Raw genomic sequence first — 20,799 nt, 5'->3', positions numbered from 1 at the left:
TTATATATTTTTATTATTTACTATTATATTCTCTATTATATCATTTACTTTTATTTCTTCTTTATTATTTATAATTAATCCAAATTCATTATTTTTTTTTACTTCATTAACATTTTTATTAAATATTTTAATTGATATTATTTCACTTATTAATATTATTTTGTTATTTCTTATAATTCTTATTTTATTAAATTTATTAATTTTTCCATTTATTACTTTACATCCCATAATTAATATTTTATCTTTAATAAAGATTTTTATTACTTTTGCTTTCCCTAATATTTTTATATTTTCTTTATTTTTATTTTTATTTTTATTAATTAATAATTTTATAATATTATAAATAACTTTAAAATTATATATTTCAATATTTTTATTATTTATTTTTTTTTTATTTATAATATTTTTTACATTAAAACCTATTATTATACAATTAAAAGTATTAGCTAATAAATAATCAGAATATTTTATATTACCTACTTTTTTCTTTATTATATTTATATCAATATTTAATTTATTTATTTCTTCTATAATCGCTAATAAACTATTTTCTACATCTACTTTTAATATTATATTTATTTTTTTTTTTTTATTTTTATTTTTTTTATATAATTTTTTTTTTATTTTTATTTCTTGTTCTTTTATTATATTTTTTCTATCTATTACTATTTGTTTAATCTCTATTTCGTTTTTTAATACTTTAAAATCATCTCCTGTATACGGTACACCATTAAATCCCACTATATTTACTGATAAACCTGGATAAACTACATTTATATTTATATTATTTTCATCTATTATTTCTTTTATTTTTCCATAATATATACCTGATATTATATAATACCCTCTTTTTAAAATTCCTTCTAATACTAATATTCTTACTATATATCCTTTATTTTTATTTATATATGAATATATTATTTTTCCTGTACATAATTTATTTATATTTGTAAATAATTTTTTTTTTTTTGTTAAATTTAAAATTTTTTTTATTATTTCATTTATTCCATATCCTGTTTTAACAGATATTTTTTGATATAAATATTCTCCTCCCCAATCATCTACTAAAATATTAATATTTGATAATTGTTCTTTTATTTTATTAATATTATTATTTTTATCTATTTTACTAATTCCAAATATAATAGGTAAATTATCTGATTTAGCATTATTAATAGCTTCTATTGTTTGTTCCATTACACCATTTTCTGATGAAATTATTATTAACGCTATATCTGATAATTTTATACTTATACGCCTAATAGATAAAAATGATTCATGGCCTGGAGTATCTATAAATGTTATACTTGGTTTTAAATTAACATTATATATACCTATATGTTGAGTAATATTACCTTCTTCTATTATATTTATATTTGATTTCCTTATATAATCTAAAAATGAGGTTTTCCCATGATTTACATGACCCATTATTGAAACTATTGGAGATCTTTTAATATATATATTTTTTTTATATATTTTTATTTTTTCTTTTTCATTTAATAATAATGAATCTAAAAATTTTACTTTATATCCTAATTCATCACTTATTAATAATATTAATTCTTTCTCTAATATTGTATTTATATTTACTATTATTCCTAAATCTTTACATATATTTATTATTTCATTATTATTTATATTTAATAACAAAGATAAATCATTAATATTAAGATAATTATATAATTCTATTACTTTCTTCATATTCCTTTACTATTATTTTTTTCATTAATAATAATGAATATAATTTTATATTATAACCTTTTTTCCCTATTATTTTACCTATTATTTCTTTATTAAAATATAATATTATTAATTTTTTAAATATTTCTATTTTTTTTATATTTTTTCTTTTAAATATCTCATTAATATATTCTAATTTATTACTATTATATTTATATATTTCAATTATTTCATTATTTAATTCTTTTTTTATATTATTTAATCTTATATTTTTTATTCCTATACAACATCCTACAGCATTTATATTTTTATTTTTTGAATAAACTACTATAATAGTTTTTATACCTGATATTCTTACTATTTTTTTTATTTTTACTATATTATCTTTAATTTCTAATATTTCTTTTTTAAATAATAGTTTTACAAATAAACTATTATTTCTTTTTAAGATTATTATTTTTTTTTTATTTTTATTTAAAAATATTTTTTCTACTAAAAAATAATAGTAATTATTTTTTTTAAAAAAATTATTTTCTTTTATATCTTTATCTTTTATATCTTTTATCTCTTTATATTGTCTATCATAATTATTATCTTTATTAAATATTAATTCATTATTATTTTTATCTGTTAATATTAATTTATTATTATATACATTTATTACTTTTAAACGTACTAATTTTCCTTCTTTTTTTTTATAATTTTTATAAATTTTTTTTTCTTTTATTTCTATTATTTTATTTTTTATTTTTATTATTTTTTTTCTATTTATTTTTTTTAAATTAATCTTTTTTTTTATTTCTTCTTTTATTTTTTTTTCTTCTTTATTTTTTTTTAATATTTCTAATATTTTTTTTATTAACATATTATGAATATGCATTTTTTTTTTATTATTTAAGTTAATATATAAGCCGGATTCTGTATATATTATTTTATTTTAAATAATATATTTTTATCATTTATCTAGTATATATGTTACCATATATATCATATCTGTTTACCATCCATAATAATCGAGACAATCTATGGATATTTAACATTTCACTATACAGAGTTTCCATGATTTCACTATAATATTTAATATATTATACTTTCTTTCTGTTGTACTATTCATCATCTTTCGATGTAAGGATGTTATCCTTTGTATTTCTCTTTAGTGTCCGGACTTTCCTCATTAATTCTCATTAATGCGATAAAACTATTAACTTATTTATATTTTAAATATTTTTTTTATTAAAAAAAATTATAACATTTTGTTTTAATTTTTTTGACAAATTAAAACAAAAATTATTTATAAATTTTATTATTTTATTATAATTTTTCTTATAAATAAAAGATATAATTATTAATTTTTTTTTATATAATAAAATTTTATATTTCATAAAAATTATTATTCATTTTTATAAAATGGTATTAAAACCTTAGGTATTTTAATTTTATTTTTTGTTTGATACATTTCTATAATTGTTAATAATAATCTAGGAATTGATATACAACTACCATTTAAAGTATGACATAATTCTTTATTATTTTTATTTAAATAATATATATTTAAATTATTTGATTGATAATCTAAACAATTAGATAATGAACTAACTTCTATCCATTTTTTTTGACCAAATGAATATACTTCAAAATCATATGTTATTGATGAAGTTAATCCTATATTATTACATGATAATAATATTATTCTAAAATATAATTTTAATGTTTTTAATACATATTTTATATGTTCTAACATTTTAAATAATCTTAAATTAGAATTTTTATTATCCATAATTTCAATTATTTCTACTTTTCCAAATTGATGTAATCTATTTAAACCTTTTACATTTTTACCATATGATCCAGCTTCTCTTCTAAAACAATTAGTATATGTTTGAGCTTTTATAGGTAAATTATTTATTTTAAAAATTTTATTTTTATATAAATTTATTAATGGTACTTCTCCTGTTGGTATTAAATATAAATTATCTTTTAATATATTATATAATTGATTTTTTTTATCTGGATATTGTCCAGTTCCATATATTGATTGTTCATTTACTAAATAAGGTAATTTATATTCTTTATAACCTTTTTTTTTATTTATAAATAACAAATATTTAACTAAAGAATTATATAATTTTAATCCTATACCTGAATATATAACAAAACCAGTACCACTTATTTTACTAGCAGTATTAGTATCAAATAATTCAAATTTTTTAGATAATTCTATATGTGATAATAATTTATTTTTTTTTAAATATAATTTATATTTTTTATTCTTATAAATAATTTTATTATTTTTAATATTTTTATATTTTTTAAAATATAATTCATTTATAATATTTGGTAATTTAATTTTAATATTAAATATTTTTTCTTTAATTATTAATAATTCATTTTTAAGTTTTTTACTTTTATTTTTTATATTTAATATTTTTTTATATTTTATTTTTATTTTATTTTTTTTAAAAAAATTTTTTGAATATTTATTTATTATTCTATTATATTTTTCTAATAATATTATATAATTTTTTTGTTTTTTATATAAAAATAATATTTCTTTTATTATATTAATATTTTTAAATTTTCTTTTTTTTAAACTTAAAATATATTTTTTTTTATTTTCTTTTATTAATGAATCTGTTAACATTATTTTTATTTTTTTTAAATGATATTTCTATTGGTACACCATAAAAATCAAATAATTTTATTATAATATTTTCTATATATTTTTTATAATTTAAATTAATATTTTTTTCTAAATTAGATATTAATACGAAACTAGGAAATTTTTTATTTTTTAATTGATAACAAAATTTTATTTTTAATATTTTATTATTTATTTTTATTTTTTTATTTATTTTTAATAATAATTTATTATTTAATAAACTTGTAGAAATTTTTTTATTTCTATTTTTATATATCATATTTATTATATTATTTATTTTATTTATTATATTTTCATTTAATTTATTTTTATTTGATATTAATAAATATGGAAAATTATTTTTTATTAAATTTTTTATACTTAAAATAATTTCTTTTTTTTCTTTATTATTAAATAAATCTATTTTATTAAATAAAATAATTAATCCTTTTTTATATAATAATATTTTATTATATATATATATATCATTTTTTGTTATTTTACTATCTATCATTAAAATACATATATCTGATTCCTTTATTATATTAATTGTATTTAATAAATATTCATTTTGAATTTTTTTACTAAATTTAAATTTTTTTATTATTCCTGGTGTATCTATTATTATAAAATTTTTTTTATTATTTTTTAAATAAAAAAATAATGTATCTATTGTTGTACCTTCAATATTAGATACAATACTTTTATTATAATCTTTTAAATAATTATTTATAAATGTTGATTTTCCTGTATTAGGTTTTCCTACTACTGAAATTTTAAAATTATTATTATATTTATTAATATTATTTTTTTCTTTAATAAAAAAATTATATATATTCTTATATAATTTTTTTATTCCAATATTATGTGTACAGGAAATAGTAAATATTTTATAAAATCCTAATTTATAATATTCATAATATTTATTTTTAGAATTATATTTTTTTATATCTATTTTATTAATTAATAAAAATGTAGGTTTATTATATTTACGAATAATTAATGATAATTTTTTATCTAAATATGTTATACCATTAATTACATCTATAACATATAAAATTAATAATGATTCTTTTATACCATATAATATTTGTTCAATAACTTTTTTTTTTAAAACATTATTTTTATATTCTTCATAATATCCCCCAGTATCTATTATATAATAAATTTTTTTTTTTATTTTTAAAATACCATAATTTCTATTTTTAGTTGTATTTTCATTCTTATTAATTATAGATTTTTTTTTTTTAATTAATAAATTAAATAATGTAGATTTACCTACATTTGATTTACCTACTATACAAATTTTTAAATCCATAATATTACATAAATAAATATTTATTATTTATTTATGTAATATTTTTTAAATTTTTCTTACTTATCTTTTATTTATTTTTTTATCTTTATTTATTTTTTTATCTTTATTTATTTTTTTATCTTTATTTATTTTTTTATCTTTATTTATTTTTTTATCTTTTATTATTTTTTTATCTTTTATTATTTTTTTATCTTTTATTATTTTTTTATCTTTTATTATTTTTTTATCTTTATTTATTTTTTTATCTTTATTTATTTTTTTATCTTTTATTATTTTATTATCTTTATTTATTTTTTTATCTTTTATTTTATTTTTTTATCTTTTATTATTTTTTTATCTTTTATTATTTTTTTATCTTTATTTATTTTTTTATCTTTATTTATTTTTTTATCTTTTATTATTTTATTATCTTTATTTATTTTTTTATCTTTTATTATTTTTTTATCTTTATTTATTTTATCTTGATTAATCCCTTTATTTATACCTTTATTAAGATCTTTTTTTATATCTTGATTAATATCTTGATTAATATTTTTTCCTTTATTTTTACCTCTATTTATACTTTTATTTATACTATCATAAAATTTTTTATTTATTTCTGGATTAATATCTTGATAGTATTCATCATCATCATAAATTGATTCTAATTCTCCTTTTTTTTTATTATAAAAAAGTTTTTCTTTTTCTTCTAATAATTTAATATTTTTTTTTAAAATTTCTTTATCATAAATAACTTCTTTACCTTTTTTACTATAAATAAATTTTATAATATCATCTAAATGTTGTTTTAATAATTCTAAATTTTCTTTATATATATAAATTTTTTCTTTTTTAAAAAAATTATTATTATCTTTTAATAACATTTTTTTACTTTCTGTTAGGCATAATAAATAATCCCCTGTTATAGTATCTAATACATCCAAAAAAAATATTTTTTTTCTTGATTTTAAAGTTTTACTATATATTGGTTTAATCTCCTCCTCTTTATCCTTTAAATAATCATAATATTCTTTATTATAAAAACTTCTTTTATTAAAAGGTTTATAAAAACTTCTTTTATTAAAAGGTTTATTAAAACTTCTTTTATTAAAAGGTTTATAAAAACTTCTTTTATTAAAAGGTTTATTAAAACTATTATTTAAATTTTTATTGTCTTGATTATAAATTTTATTTTTTATAATCTCTTGATTATATTTATTCATTATTAATAATTTATTTATTAATAATAATAAAATAATTATTCAATTGAAATTTATAAAAATAAAAAATTATTTTAGAATAAAAATAATGAAAATATTATTTATTATTAACTACAATAATAAATTTAATTATTTATATTATTTAAATAAAAATTTTAAATATTTAAATAAAAAAATTAATAAAATTTTTAATAAAATTAATAAAATTAATAAAATTAATAAAATTAATAAAATAAATATAATTAATAACATAAATAAAAATATAAATAAATTAAATGAAAATTTTTTTTTACAATATGAAGATAAAGAAATTATTAAATATATATTATTTTTAAAATTAAAATATAATATATTTATTAATTTTTATGATTATTTAAATTTTATTATTAAAATAATAAATTATATAAAAAAAAATGATAAAATATTATTAGATATTATTAAAAATTATTTAGTAAATTGGAGTATAAATAGAATAAATATTATTGATTTAATAGTAATTAAAATAGCTATTTGTGAATTTATTATTTTCTATAATGAAATAAATATTAAAATTATTATTAATGAATATAAATTAATAATATTAATTTTTTCATCTAAAAATAATATTAATTTTATAAATGGTATATTAAATAATATTTTAAAATCTAAAAATATATTATTTTTATATGAAAAATATAAAAAAACTAATAAGATTAAATAAATATATTGCTTATAGTGGAATATGTTCTAGAAGAAAAGCGGATAAACTAATAAAAATTGGGTTAATATCAGTAAATGGAAAAATTATTAAACAATTAGGTTATAAAGTTAATTATGATGATAATATTAAATATGTTAATTCTAATTTAAAATTTAAAAATAAAATATATATTTTATTTAACAAACCTAAAAATTGTATTACTACAGTAAAAGATAATAAAAATAGAAAAATTATTATGGATTTTATTCCTAATATATACAAAAAATTAGGTATTTTTCCTATTGGTAGATTAGATAAAAATACTACTGGTTTATTATTATTAACTAATGATGGAAAATTATCTCAATATTTAACTCATCCTAAATATAAAATAAAAAGAAAATATAAAATATATTTAAATAAAAATTTAAATAAAAAAGATTTATTAATTTTAAAAAATGGTATAAAATTAAAAGAAGGTAAAATAAAAATTAATAATATAAAAATATTTAATAATAATAAAAAATCATTAATTATTACAATTACTGTAGGATGGAATAAAATTATACATAGAATATTTAATAAAATAGGTTATAAAATATTATATTTAAATAGAATATATTTTGCTGGATTAAAAATTAATAATAATATTAAACTAGGACAATATAAAATATTATCTAAAGATATTATTAATAATATTAAAAATATAAATAATATACATTATAATGAAGATTGCTAAGTTTAATAATATTTATTATATTATTAATAAGGGGTTGTAAAATTGGATTTGACATATTAAAAGATATTAAAATATTCATATAGTGTTTTTTATATTACACTTTAAAAAAATATTATAATAAATACAAGGAAAAACTAATTATTATAATCTTGCTGCTTAAATGATTTAAGAGCAAGATATTTATTAAATTAAATATTTAATAAATTAAATAAATTAAGATTTTTACAAAATATAAAATCATTTTTTCTATTTTAGATTTTATATTAATAACATAAAATAGAAGATTTTTTTTTATTAATTTGCTAATTTATTAAAAAAAATCTTATTAAAATTAGATAAATATGTAAAAAATATTTAATATTTTTATTATGGACGCGGGTTCAAATCCCGCCAACTCCATATTAAATTTAAAATGTTAAAAAAAAAAATAATATATATAAATAAAAAATATTTTACAAAAAATATAAGAATTGATAAATATTTATTTAATTATTTTAAAAAAAAAAAAATTTCAAGAAAAAAAATACAAAATAATATAAAAATTGGTAATGTATTATTAAATAATAAGAAAATAAAAAAAAATAATAAATTAAATATTAATGATAAAATAATTTTTTTTTATATAAAAGATTTTTTTTATAAAAAAAGAAAAAATTATATTTACAAAAATAAAAATATTAAAATAAATATTCATTATGAAGATAATGATATATTAATTATTAATAAACAACCTGGTTTAATTGTACATCCAGGACATGGAAATTATAAAAATACTTTAATTAATTGGTTAAAATATTATTTTTTAAAAAAAAAAATAAATAATTTAAATTATTTAAATTATAGATTCGGTTTATTACATAGATTAGATAAAAATACTTCTGGTTTGTTAATAATTGCTAAAAATATTAATAGTTATAATAATTTAAGATTACAATTTTTAAATAAAAAAATAAAAAAAAAATATATAGCATTAGTATGGGGTAAACCAAGAAAAAATAATAATATAATAAAAAATTATATTGGAAGAAATATTAAAAATAGAATTAAAATGAGAGTTTATTCAAACAAAAAATATGGTAAATTAGCAATTACTAAATATAAAATAATAAAAAATTATAAGTTTTTAACTTTAATAAAATGTATTATTAAAACTGGAAGAACTCATCAAATAAGAGTACATTTTAATTATATTGGAAATCCTATATTTAATGATGATATATACGGAGGAAATAAAATATTATATAATTTTAATAAATTTTATAATAAATTTAAATATACTAATATTATTAATAATTGTTTTAATATTTTACAAAGACAAGCGTTACATGCTTATTCTTTAACAATTAAACATCCAACTACTAAAAAAAAAATTAAATTTATTACTGATATACCTAATGATATAAAATATTTAATTAATTATTTAAATTTAAAAAAATAATTAATTTTTTTAATTAAATTTAAATATAATTTTTTTTTTTTTTTAGAAAAAAAACAATAATAATATTTATTTTTTTTTAAAAAATTACTAACAATATTAATTAATTTTTTATTTAATTTATCAGATTTAGATAAAATAATAATAGTTTTTTTTTTATTAATTTTTACATTACTTTTATATAATTCTTTTTTTAAAGTTATTAATTGATAAATAAAATCTTTTATTGAAATATAATTAATTACTAATAATAATAATTTATAATTTTTTATATGTCTTAAATATTTATTTCCTATTCCTTTACCTTTATAAGATTTTTCTATAATAGCTGGTAAATCCATTATAATAATATTATATTTTTTATAATTATTATATATACCTAAATTTGGAGTTATAGTAGTAAAATTATAATTATCTATATTAGGTTTATTATTAGTTAATAAAGATAATATCGTAGATTTTCCAGTATTTGGAAATCCTACTATTCCAATATCAACTTTTATATTTAAAATTAATTTTATATTTTTATTAATTCCCTTTTTACCATTAGTATATTTTTTAGTTTTTTGATCATTAGATTTTTTATAAAAATAATTACCTTTTCCTCCGTTACCTCCTAATAATATTATTTTTCTTATATTATTTTTATTAAAATTTATTTTTTTTATTTTATTTTTATCAATATAAATCAATTTTGTACCTATTGGAATTTTTATTATACAATTTTTACCATTTTTACCAGTTTTACAATTATTTTTACCATTTTCTCCATTATAAGCTTTATAAATTTTTTTTATATTAAATAATGTAAAAATATTTTTATCACTTATAAATATTATATTTCCACCATTCCCTCCATTTCCACCATCAGGTTTACCTATTTTTTTATTTTTATAAGTAAAATGTACTTTACCATTTCCACCATTACCACTTATACAAATTACATTAATATTATCTATTAAATTATTAAATAACATGATTAAATTTTTTATTTATAATAAAAAAATTACTATTTATAATATTAAACAAATTAAACAAATTATTAAAAAAATTATTTATAAAGAAAATAAAAAACTTTATAAAGTAAATTATATATTTTGTAATAATAAATATATATTAGAAATAAATAGTAAATTTTTAAATAAATCCTATTATACTGATACTATTAGTTTTAATTATTCGAATAATAAAAATATATTATACGGAGATATTTTTATTAGTTATGATCAAGTATTATATAATTCTATTATATGGAAACAAGGTTTTGATACAGAAATTAAAATAGTAATTATTCACTCTATATTACATTTAATTGGTTATAATGATATTGATAAAAAATCTTTAAAAATTATGAATTATAAACAAAATTTTTATTTTTATAAATATTTTTTTAAAAAATCAAAATTAAATTTTATATGAATAAAAAATATGATATTATAATAGTTGGTGGTGGACATTCAGGAATAGAAGCTATATTAGCTTCCTATAAATTAGGGGCTAATTCTTTATTAATTACTATGAATATTAATTCTATTGGAAAAATGTCATGTAATCCTTCTATTGGTGGTATAGGAAAAGGTCAAATAGTAAGAGAAATTGATGCATTAGGTGGTTATATGGGAAAATTAGCTGATAATTCTATGATACAATTTAGAATGTTAAATAAATCTAAAGGGCCAGCAATGTGGAGTCCAAGAGCACAAATAGATAGAAAATTATATATTAAAAATATTTTAAAAATATTAAAAAAAAAAAAAATAAATATTTTACAAGATATAGTAATTAAATTAATTATTAAAAATAAAATTATTTTAGGTGTAATAACTAAAAATAATAATAAAATATTTAGTAAATCAGTAATATTAACTAATGGTACATTTTTAAATGGTAAAATATGTATTGGAAATAAATCTTATAATGGGGGTAGAATAAATGAAAAATCTTCTATAGGTATTAGTGAACAATTAAAAAAACATGGTATTATATATAATAAAATGAAAACAGGTACATCACCTAGAATTTTAAAAAATACTATTAATTTTAAAAAATTATTAAAACAAAAAGGTGATAAAAATAATAATAATTTTTCATTTTTTAAAAAAAAAAAATTAAAAAAACAAAAAAAATGTTATATTACATTTACTAATCCTAAAACTCATAATATAATCATTAAAAATATTCATAAATCCCCTATTTTTAATGGTATTATAAATAATAATGGCCCTAGATATTGTCCTTCTATTGAAGATAAAGTATTAAAATTTAAAAATAAAAATAAACACCAAATATTTATTGAACCAGATGGATGGAATAGCAATATTATTTATATTAATGGCTTTTCAACTAGTTTACCTAAAAATATTCAATATAAATCAATAAAAACTATAAAAGGATTAGAAAATGTAAAAATTATACAATATGGTTATGCTGTAGAATATGATTACTTTAATCCTATACAATTAAAATTAACATTAGAAACAAAAAAAATTAATAATTTATTTTTTGCTGGTCAAATAAATGGAACTACTGGTTATGAAGAAGCAGCATGTCAAGGTTTAATAGCAGGTATAAATTCTTATTTAAAAATAAATAATAAAAAACCTTTTATATTAAAAAGAAATGAATCTTATATAGGAGTTTTAATTGATGATTTAGTAAATAAAGGTACTAAAGAACCTTATAGAATTTTTACTTCTAGAGCTGAATATAGAATTTTATTAAGACAAGATAATGCAGATATTAGATTAACTAAAAAAGGTTATAAATTAGGACTTATAAAAAAAAAAAATTTTAAAAAAGTAATTAAAAAAAAAAAAAAAATAAAAATAATTATTAATTATTTAAAAAATAAAAATATTATTTTTAATAATAAAAAAATAAATATAAAAAAATTATTATTAATACCTAAAATTACTATTGATTATATAATTAAATTATTAAAAAATAATAAATTTATTAAAAAAAATATTAAATATATTATTAAATATAAACATATAATCTCTAATTATATTAAATATGAATATTATATAAAAAAAGAAAAAAAAATAGTTAAATTAATGAAAAAATTAGAAAATTTTAAAATTCCTAAAAAATTTAATTATTTTAAAATTAAATCATTATCAAAAGAAGCTCAAGAAAAATTAAATTATTTTCGTCCTTTATCAATAGGTCAAGCATCTAGAATTAGTGGTATTACACCATCTGATATAAATATATTAATAATATATATAAAATAATGATTTATTTAAAAATTAAATATAATAAACCTAAAAATAAAAATATTAATATTAATATTAATGGTTCTAAAAGTGAATCTAATAGATAATTAATAATTAATAAATTATTTAATAATATTAAATTATTTAATTTATCTAATTCTAGAGATACTAAAATTTTAATTAATTCTTTAAAATCAAATAAAAAAATAATTAATATTAAAGATGCTGGAACAGTAATGAGATTTTTAATATCTTATTTCGCAATACAAAATAATAAAAATGTTATTTTAACTGGTACAAAAAGAATGAAAAATAGACCTATTTTTCATCTTGTTGATGCTTTAAATAAATTAGGAGCAAATATAAAATATATTGAAAAAATAGGTTATCCACCAATCAAAATAATTGGAAAAAAATTAAATAAAAATGAAATTAGTATTAATTCAAATATTAGTAGTCAGTATATTACTTCTTTAATTTTAATAGGTCCAAAATTAAAAAAAGGATTAAAAATAATTTTAAAAAATAATAAAACTTCATTTTCGTATATTAATATGACTATAAAAATTTTAAAAAAATTAAAAATAAAATTAAAATTAAAAAATAACATTATATATATAAAAAATATTAAAAATATTAAAAATAATATAAAATATTATATAGAATCTGATTGGAGTTCAGCATCTTATTTTTATTCTATAATTACATTTTTAAAAAATATTACTTTAAAATTAAAAAAATTTTATAAAAATAGTTTACAAGGTGATAGTAAAATAGCTAATATATATAAAAAATATTTTGGAATTAATACTAAATTTAAAAATAAAAGTATAATAATTAAAAAAAAAAAAAACTTTAAATTTCCTAAATATATTAATTTAAATTTAAAATCTACTCCTGATATAGCTCCTACAATTATATTAACATGTTCTTTATTAAAAATAAAATGTTTATTAACTGGATTAAACACTTTAAAAATTAAAGAAACTGATAGATTAATAGCTTTACATAATGAATTAAAAAAAACTGGAACTATTACTTATATTACTAATGATTCTATAGAAATAATAAAATTTATAAATATTAAAAAAAATAATATTATTATAAAAACTTATAAAGATCATAGAATAGCTATGGCATTTTCTATTTTACCTATAAAATATAAAAATAAAAATATAATTATTAAAAATCCTAATACTGTTAATAAATCTTATCATAATTTTTGGAAAGATTTAAAAAAACTAGGTTATTATTATAAACATATTAAAAATTAAAAATTATCCATATTTATTTTTTATATATATTTTATAATATAGCCCATTAGTCTATTGGTTAGGACGTCAGATTTTCATTCTGGAAAGAGGGGTTCAATTCCCCTATGGGCTATAATAAAAATTTTATATAATTATAATATTGTGAATTTATATAAAATTTATAAAAAAATATTTAATAATTGGAAAAAAAAAAAAATTTTATTTTATTCTAAAAAAAATAAAAAAAAATTTATTATATTGGATGGTCCACCTTCAATGAATGGAAAACCAGGAGTACATCATATATTCGCTAGAATAATTAAAGATATTATATATAGATTTTATACAATGAATAATTATAAAGTAATATCTAAATTAGGATGGGACACTCATGGTTTACCTATTGAAATAGAAGTTGAAAAACTATTAAAAATTAAAAAAAAAGATATAGGAAAAAAAATTACTGTTAAATTATTCAATAAAAATTGTAAAAAATTTATAAAAAAAAATTTAATTATATGGAAAAAATTTACTAATAATATTGGTTATTTTTTTAATAAAAAAAATTATTATATTACTTATTCTAATAAATATATAGAAAGTATTTGGTGGATAATAAAAAAAATATATAATAAAAATTTATTATATAAAGAATATAAAGTATTACCATATTCCCCTATAGCTGGTACACCAATTAGTTATCAAGAACTTAATTTTCCATATACTCATAAACCAATTATTGATATTTCAATATATGTATTTTTTGAGTTAAAAAATAATAATTTTTTTAAAAAAAAAAATATATATTTATTAGCTTGGACTACAACACCATGGACTTTACCATCTAATTCTGCATTATTGGTAAAACATGATATGTATTATTATTTAGTAAAAATATATAATATATATGATTTTAAATATATTTATATAATTTTATCTAAATATTCAATAAAAAAAATATTAAATAATAAAAAATATAAAATATTATTAAAATTTTTAGGTAAAAAATTAATTGGTTTAAAATATAAACAATTAATTAAATGGTTTAAACCAATAGATAATAAAAAAAATAATTTTTTAATAATTAATGATACATTGAATATAATAAAAAAAAACGTAGGTACAGGTATTATACATATAGCACCAAATTATGGTAAAGAAGATTTTGAAATAGCTAAATTAAATAATATTGATAATTTCTATCCTATAGTAGATAATAATGGTAAATTTATAAAACAAGTTCCATTAGGATTGGGGGGAAAATATATTAAAAAAGAATATTATAAAAATAAAAAATTTTCAGTAGATAAAATAATAATAAAATATTTAAAAAAAAAAAAAAAAATATTAAAAATAAAAAAATATAAACATTTATATCCACATTGTTGGAGAACTAATAAACCAATTATATATTATCCAATAAAATCATGGTTTATAAATTTAAAAAAAATAAAAAATAAATTAATTAAATTAAGTAATAATATAAATTGGTGTTCTACTAATTTTATAAAAAATAAATTTAAAAATTGGTTAAAAAATATAAAAAATTGGAATATTTCAAGATCTAGATTTTGGGGAACTCCATTACCAATATGGAAAACTAAAAATGAAAAAGAATTTATAGTTATAGGATCATTAAAAGAATTAAATAAAGAAATTAAAAAATCAATAAAATTAGGATTTATGAAAATAAATCCTTTAAAAAATAATATTGATTTACATAAACATTTTATTGATAATATTATTTTATCTTCAAAAAAAGATAAAAAAATGTATAGAGAACCAGATGTAATTGATGTATGGTTTGATTCTGGAGTTTCTCCTTATGCTCAACATAATTATCCTTTTAAAAAAAAAAAATTAATATTACCTTATGATTTTATAACAGAAGGTATTGATCAAACTAGAGGTTGGTTTTTTACATTACATACTATATCAACTATTATTTCAAATTCTATATCTTATAAAAATGTATTACCATTAGGAATAATTTTAGATAAAAATGGTAAAAAAATGTCAAAAAGTAAAGGAAATACAATAGATCCATTTAAAATTATTAAAAAATATGGACCAGATTGTATAAGATGGTATATGGTTTATAATAATTTACCATGGGAAAATTTAAAATTTAATATTAATAATATAAAAAAAATAAAAAATAAATTTTTTAATACATTATATAATATATTTATATTTTTTTATAATTATTCTAAAATTGATAATTTTAATATTAAAGATAAATATAAAAAAAAATATATTGATTATTGGATATTATCAAAGATTAATAAATTATTATTAAAAACTTATAAAAATTATAAATTATATAATATTACTTCTATAGCTAGAAATATATATAATTTTGTTATTAATGATTTAAGTAATTGGTATATTAGATTATCAAGAAAAAGATTTTGGAAAAAAAAATATGATAATGATAAAATATCAGCTTATAATATTTTATATATATGTTTAAAACAAATATTTAAAATATCTTATCCAATATCTCCATTTGTTATGGAATATTTAAATAAAAAATTATATTATATTGAAAAAAAAAATAAAGTAAATATAATATTACAATCATTTCCAAAATATAAAAATAAATATATTAATTATTCTATAGAAAAAAATATGTTATATATTAAAAAATATTCTACTATTATATTATCTTTAAGAAAAAAAAAAAATATAAAAGTTAGACAACCTTTAAATAATGTATATATAGTAAAAAATAAACATAATAATAAATTTTTTAAAAATAAAGAAATTATAAATTTATTAAAAAATGAAGTTAATATTAAAAATATTAATTTTATAAATATTAATAAAATAAAAAAATATATAAAAAAAAAAATAAAATTAAATTATAAAATATTAGGTCCAAAATATAAAAATAATATTAATAAAATTTCTGAATTATTAAATAAATTAAATCAAAAAGAAATAGAAAAATTTTATAATAATAAATATATCAATTTAAATATTAAAAATAATAAAATAAAAATTAAATTAAATGAAATTTTTATAGAGCATGAAAATATAAATAATAATATTATTATGTATTCTAAAAATAATATTATTATTATTTTAGATATAAATATTACTAATGATTTAAAAAATGAATGTTTTATTAGAGATTTAATTAGAAAAATTCAAATTTTAAGAAAAGAAAAAAATTATTTTTTAACTGATAAAATTAATATTATTATAAATAAAAATATTAAATATTATATATTTAAAATAATTTTTAAATATAATAATATTATTAGTAAAGATACATTAACTAACAAAATAATTTATAAAAATATTAATAATAAATATTTTATTATTTATAATAATAAAAAAATATATTTTGATATAATTAAAAATTAATATATTATTATATTAATTATTATATTAATATTATATTAATATTATATTAATATATATTATTGGTCTCGTAGCTTAGTTTGGTTATAGCACTTGACTCATAATCAAGAGGTCGCTGGTTCAAATCCAGCCGAGACCATTAAAATTAATTCTTTTAATTTATTTATATATATATTATTTTGTTTAGTAAAAAATATGAATTTTATTTTTTTTTTATATATTTTATTTTTTTTTTTATAAATAAAATAAATATAATTATTTTTTAATAATAAATTTTTATTTTTAAATAAATTTTTTATATATAAAACATTAAAATTTTTTATTTTATCTATTTTATTAAAAACAATTATTATTTTTTTTTTTATTAAATTTAATTTTAATAAAAAATTCATTATATATAAAAATTTATCAATTACAAAATTAGATGATATATCTACTATATGTAAAATAATGTCTGATTTTTTTATTTCTAATAAAGTAGATTTAAATGATTCTATTAATGTAGTAGGAATTTTTCTTATAAATCCTATAGTATCAACTATTAAAAATATTTTATTTTTAAAATAATAATTATTTACTTTAGTATCTAAAGTTGTAAAAAATTTATTATCAATTAATAATTTTTTTTTTGTTAATTTACTAATTATTGTAGATTTACCTACATTCGTATATCCAATTAATGATATTGATACTTTATTTTTTCTTCTCTTTCTTTGAATTAATAATTGATTATTTAATTTTTTTATTTTTTTTTTTAATATCAAAATAGAATTTTTAATTAATCTTCTATCTGTTTCTATTTCTTTTTCTCCAGGTCCACGTAATCCAATACCACCTTTTTGTCTTTTTAAATGACTCCACATATGAGTTAATCTAGGTAATAAATATTCATATTGAGCCAATTTAATTTGCATTTTAGAATATGATGTTTTTGATTTATATAAAAAAATATCTAATATTAATTTAGTTCTATCAGATATTATACATTTTATTTCTTTTTCAATATTTTTTATTTGACTTAATGTTAATTCATCATCAAATATAACAGTATCAATTAAATTTTCCTTAACATATAAAGCAACTTTTTTTAAAAAACCTTTACCTACATATGTTAAATTATGTGGTTTAAATCTTCTTTGTAAAAATTTTTTTTTTACTTTACCATTAAATACCTTTAAAAGATTTTCTAATTCATTTAAATATTCTACCGATTTATATTTAAAATTTTTAAATACTCCTATTAATATATTTTTATTATACATTTTATTATATTATACTATATAAAGACGTAATAACTCAGTGGTAGAGTATTGGTTTCATAACCCAAATGTCGGGGGTTCAACTCCCCCTTACGTCAAAGGAGAGATGGCAGAGTGGTTAAATGCGACGGTCTTGAAAACCGTTTAAGAATATTAATTCTTACGGGGGTTCGAATCCCTCTCTCTCCGTTATATGTTTATAAATGACGATATAAATATTACAATTAATAATATAAAAAATATAATAAATATAGAAAAATTAAGAAAATTAAATAAACATAAAAAAATAATAAAAATTTATAATATTATTATGTCAATTAATAAAGATATAAAATTATTATATAATTTATTTGAAAATAATAATATTAAATATGAAATAAATATATATAAAAAAAAAATTTATAAATTAATAGAAAAATTAAAAGAAATAATATTTCCTAAAAAATATAAATTTAATGCTTTAATTAAAATAAAGACTGGTATTGGTGGAAAAGATAGTTATAATTGGGTAGAAATTCTAGAAAGAATGTATATAATGTGGGCAAAAAAAAATAATTTATCTTATGTAATAATTAATTCAATAAAAGATAATAATAAAAAATCTTCTTTAATAGAAATAAAAAATAAATATGCTTATGGTTATTTACATGGGGAAAACGGTATACATAAATTAATTAGAAAATCACCTTTTAATAAACTAAATAAAAGACAAACTTCTTATGCATATGTTTATATATTACCTTTAATTAAAAAAAAAAATAATATTAAAATAAATTATAAGGATTTAATAATTAATACTTTTAGATCAAGTGGGGCAGGAGGACAAAATGTAAATAAAGTAGAAACTGGTGTAAGAATTAAACATATTCCTTCTAATATAACAGTAGAATGTACTAAAACTAGATATCAAATAATTAATAAAAAATATGCTATTAAATTATTAAAATATAAATTATTTAATAAATTAATTGATAAAGAAAATAAAAAAGAAGAAATTTTATCACATACTAGAAATTATATTATGCATCCATATAAATTAATTAAAGATCTAAAAACTGGTTATAAAACTAAAAATATTGATAAAATAATCAATGGTAATATTAATGAAATTATTTATAATTATATAAATAATTATATAATTAATTAAAATAATAATTTATTAATTATTTAATACATTAATTTTAATATATATAGATTTATATTTTAAATATTTAATTATTATTTTATAATTTCCTATTCTTCTAATTTTTTTTTTTAATAAAATATTATTTTTATTAATTTTTATATTATTTTCTTTTAATTTATTTATTATATCTTTTTTTGTAATAGTGCCATAAATAATACCATTTTTTTTAGTTTTTACTTTAAAAATAATATTTAACTTTTTAAGCTTTTCAATATTTTTATTAATTTTATCTATAATTTTTTTTTTTTGTTTTATTATTTCATTATTTTTTTTTATTTCTAATTTAGTTGCTATTACAGCATAATTTTTAGGAATTAAATAATTTATTGCATAACCAAATTTAACAATTTTAATTTCATTTTTTAATCCTAAATTTTTAATATTTTTTTTTAAAATTATTTTTATCATGATATTTTTTTTACTCTAAAGATAATAAATAATTATTATTTTTATAATTATTTTTTTTTTGTGAATATTCTATAGCGTATTTATTCATTTTTATTGTTAAAAATCTTAATATACGTTCATCTTGTATCATTTTTAAATTAATTTTTTTAATAAATTTAGTTTCACTTTCATATTCTAATAAATAAAAAATTCCATTTTTTTTTTTTTTTATAGTATATGCTAATTTTTTTAATCCAAATTTTTCTTCTTTTATTATTTTTACATTCTTTTTTATTAAAAAATTTTTATATTCTTCATAACAACTTTCTATTTCTAATAAATCTGGAGTAAATACTATAATTGTTTCATAATGTTTATTCATATTAATATAAAATTTAAATATTTTTTAATAAATAAAATTAAAAATATATTAAAA

18 protein-coding genes, 4 tRNA genes and 1 other RNA gene are annotated in these 20,799 nt (G+C 13.6%); 12 read left to right on the top strand and 11 right to left on the bottom strand.

The annotated features are described in order from the left end of the window. The 7 genes from N2590_RS00405 to N2590_RS00375 all read right to left on the bottom strand — a co-directional run bounded on the left by N2590_RS00405 (position 1) and on the right by N2590_RS00375 (position 6,841). Complete coding sequence (locus N2590_RS00405) at positions 1-1,704, bottom strand: translation initiation factor IF-2 N-terminal domain-containing protein (protein WP_318165838.1); 1,704 nt, start codon at positions 1,702-1,704, stop codon at positions 1-3. Next, positions 1,679-2,548 (bottom strand): hypothetical protein, encoded by an 870-nt coding sequence (locus N2590_RS00400; RefSeq protein ID WP_318165837.1) that lies wholly within the window; start codon positions 2,546-2,548, stop codon positions 1,679-1,681. Before N2590_RS00400 ends, N2590_RS00405 begins: the two co-directional genes overlap by 26 nt. A 26-nt stretch (positions 2,549-2,574) precedes the next feature. Continuing rightward, positions 2,575-2,892: RNase P RNA component class A (rnpB, locus tag N2590_RS00395), an RNA gene on the bottom strand. A gap of 8 nt (positions 2,893-2,900) precedes the next feature. After that, positions 2,901-3,065 carry a hypothetical protein gene (locus N2590_RS00390; protein WP_318165836.1) on the bottom strand — a complete coding sequence of 55 codons (165 nt, stop codon included), beginning with the start codon at positions 3,063-3,065 and terminating at the stop codon, positions 2,901-2,903. Between the two features lie 8 nt (positions 3,066-3,073). Continuing rightward, a complete protein-coding gene (serS, locus tag N2590_RS00385) occupies positions 3,074-4,324 on the bottom strand; it encodes a serine--tRNA ligase (RefSeq protein WP_318165835.1) in 1,251 nt (416 codons plus the stop codon). Next, complete coding sequence (der, locus tag N2590_RS00380) at positions 4,293-5,639, bottom strand: ribosome biogenesis GTPase Der (RefSeq protein ID WP_318165834.1); 1,347 nt, start codon at positions 5,637-5,639, stop codon at positions 4,293-4,295. Before der ends, serS begins: the two co-directional genes overlap by 32 nt. Before the next feature lie 302 nt (positions 5,640-5,941). After that, complete coding sequence (locus N2590_RS00375) at positions 5,942-6,841, bottom strand: DUF3276 family protein (protein ID WP_318165833.1); 900 nt, start codon at positions 6,839-6,841, stop codon at positions 5,942-5,944. Between the two features lie 43 nt (positions 6,842-6,884). Here N2590_RS00375 and N2590_RS00370 point away from each other — a divergent pair, with 43 nt between their 5' ends. From N2590_RS00370 to N2590_RS00360, 3 genes are all read left to right on the top strand, one after another. Then, positions 6,885-7,538: a transcription antitermination factor NusB gene (locus N2590_RS00370; RefSeq protein ID WP_318165832.1), complete on the top strand. Its 654-nt coding sequence runs from the start codon at positions 6,885-6,887 to the stop codon at positions 7,536-7,538. Next, a complete protein-coding gene (locus N2590_RS00365; protein WP_318165831.1) occupies positions 7,504-8,256 on the top strand; it encodes a pseudouridine synthase in 753 nt (250 codons plus the stop codon). The genes N2590_RS00370 and N2590_RS00365 overlap by 35 nt, the downstream gene beginning before the upstream one ends. A 412-nt stretch (positions 8,257-8,668) precedes the next feature. Continuing rightward, positions 8,669-9,694, top strand: coding sequence for an RluA family pseudouridine synthase (locus N2590_RS00360; RefSeq protein WP_318165830.1), 1,026 nt, complete (start codon positions 8,669-8,671; stop codon positions 9,692-9,694). Here N2590_RS00360 and N2590_RS00355 read toward each other — a convergent pair. Further along, positions 9,673-10,668, bottom strand: a complete 996-nt coding sequence (locus tag N2590_RS00355; protein WP_318165829.1) for a GTPase — start codon at positions 10,666-10,668, stop codon at positions 9,673-9,675. The genes N2590_RS00360 and N2590_RS00355 overlap by 22 nt on opposite strands. Here N2590_RS00355 and ybeY point away from each other — a divergent pair. The 6 genes from ybeY to N2590_RS00325 all read left to right on the top strand — a co-directional run bounded on the left by ybeY (position 10,667) and on the right by N2590_RS00325 (position 17,670). Continuing rightward, the gene (gene ybeY / locus N2590_RS00350) at positions 10,667-11,110 is read left to right on the top strand and encodes an rRNA maturation RNase YbeY (RefSeq protein WP_318165828.1); all 444 of its coding nucleotides are present in this window, start codon (positions 10,667-10,669) and stop codon (positions 11,108-11,110) included. The two genes, N2590_RS00355 and ybeY, sit on opposite strands and share 2 nt — an antisense overlap. Next, entirely contained in the window at positions 11,107-12,927 is a 1,821-nt protein-coding gene (mnmG, locus tag N2590_RS00345; RefSeq protein WP_318165827.1) for a tRNA uridine-5-carboxymethylaminomethyl(34) synthesis enzyme MnmG, read from the top strand. Before ybeY ends, mnmG begins: the two co-directional genes overlap by 4 nt. Before the next feature lie 218 nt (positions 12,928-13,145). After that, positions 13,146-14,183, top strand: coding sequence for a 3-phosphoshikimate 1-carboxyvinyltransferase (locus tag N2590_RS00340; protein ID WP_420095088.1), 1,038 nt, complete (start codon positions 13,146-13,148; stop codon positions 14,181-14,183). A gap of 40 nt (positions 14,184-14,223) precedes the next feature. Then, a tRNA-Glu gene (locus N2590_RS00335) sits at positions 14,224-14,295 on the top strand. Between the two features lie 29 nt (positions 14,296-14,324). Beyond that, entirely contained in the window at positions 14,325-17,534 is a 3,210-nt protein-coding gene (gene ileS / locus N2590_RS00330) for an isoleucine--tRNA ligase (protein WP_318165826.1), read from the top strand. 61 nt (positions 17,535-17,595) lie between these two features. Then, a tRNA-Ile gene (locus N2590_RS00325) sits at positions 17,596-17,670 on the top strand. Here the strand turns inward: N2590_RS00325 and hflX are convergent. Further along, positions 17,636-18,793 carry a GTPase HflX gene (hflX, locus tag N2590_RS00320; protein ID WP_318165825.1) on the bottom strand — a complete coding sequence of 386 codons (1,158 nt, stop codon included), beginning with the start codon at positions 18,791-18,793 and terminating at the stop codon, positions 17,636-17,638. The two genes, N2590_RS00325 and hflX, sit on opposite strands and share 35 nt — an antisense overlap. 23 nt (positions 18,794-18,816) lie before the next feature. Between hflX and N2590_RS00315 the strand changes: the two genes are divergently transcribed. From N2590_RS00315 to N2590_RS00305, 3 genes are all read left to right on the top strand, one after another. Next, positions 18,817-18,888 (top strand) — tRNA-Met (locus N2590_RS00315). A 2-nt stretch (positions 18,889-18,890) separates the two neighbouring features. Beyond that, a tRNA-Ser gene (locus tag N2590_RS00310) sits at positions 18,891-18,979 on the top strand. Positions 18,980-18,983: 4 nt separating this feature from the next. Further along, complete coding sequence (locus tag N2590_RS00305; protein WP_318165824.1) at positions 18,984-19,937, top strand: PCRF domain-containing protein; 954 nt, start codon at positions 18,984-18,986, stop codon at positions 19,935-19,937. Between the two features lie 12 nt (positions 19,938-19,949). On the opposite strand, the gene rplI is transcribed toward N2590_RS00305, so the two are convergent. Both rplI and rpsF read right to left on the bottom strand, forming a co-directional pair. Next, positions 19,950-20,384, bottom strand: a complete 435-nt coding sequence (rplI, locus tag N2590_RS00300) for a 50S ribosomal protein L9 (protein ID WP_318165823.1) — start codon at positions 20,382-20,384, stop codon at positions 19,950-19,952. A 10-nt stretch (positions 20,385-20,394) separates the two neighbouring features. Next, the gene (gene rpsF, locus N2590_RS00295; protein ID WP_318165822.1) at positions 20,395-20,745 is read right to left on the bottom strand and encodes a 30S ribosomal protein S6; all 351 of its coding nucleotides are present in this window, start codon (positions 20,743-20,745) and stop codon (positions 20,395-20,397) included. Positions 20,746-20,799 lie beyond the last annotated feature (54 nt).

Origin of the sequence: Candidatus Shikimatogenerans bostrichidophilus, from assembly GCF_033372575.1 — a bacterium.
In the GTDB taxonomy this organism is placed as follows: Bacteria; Bacteroidota; Bacteroidia; order Flavobacteriales; family Blattabacteriaceae; genus Shikimatogenerans; species Shikimatogenerans bostrichidophilus_L.
Note: the sequence above shows the minus strand (reverse complement) of the source record. Positions and strands in the feature narration are given on the sequence as shown.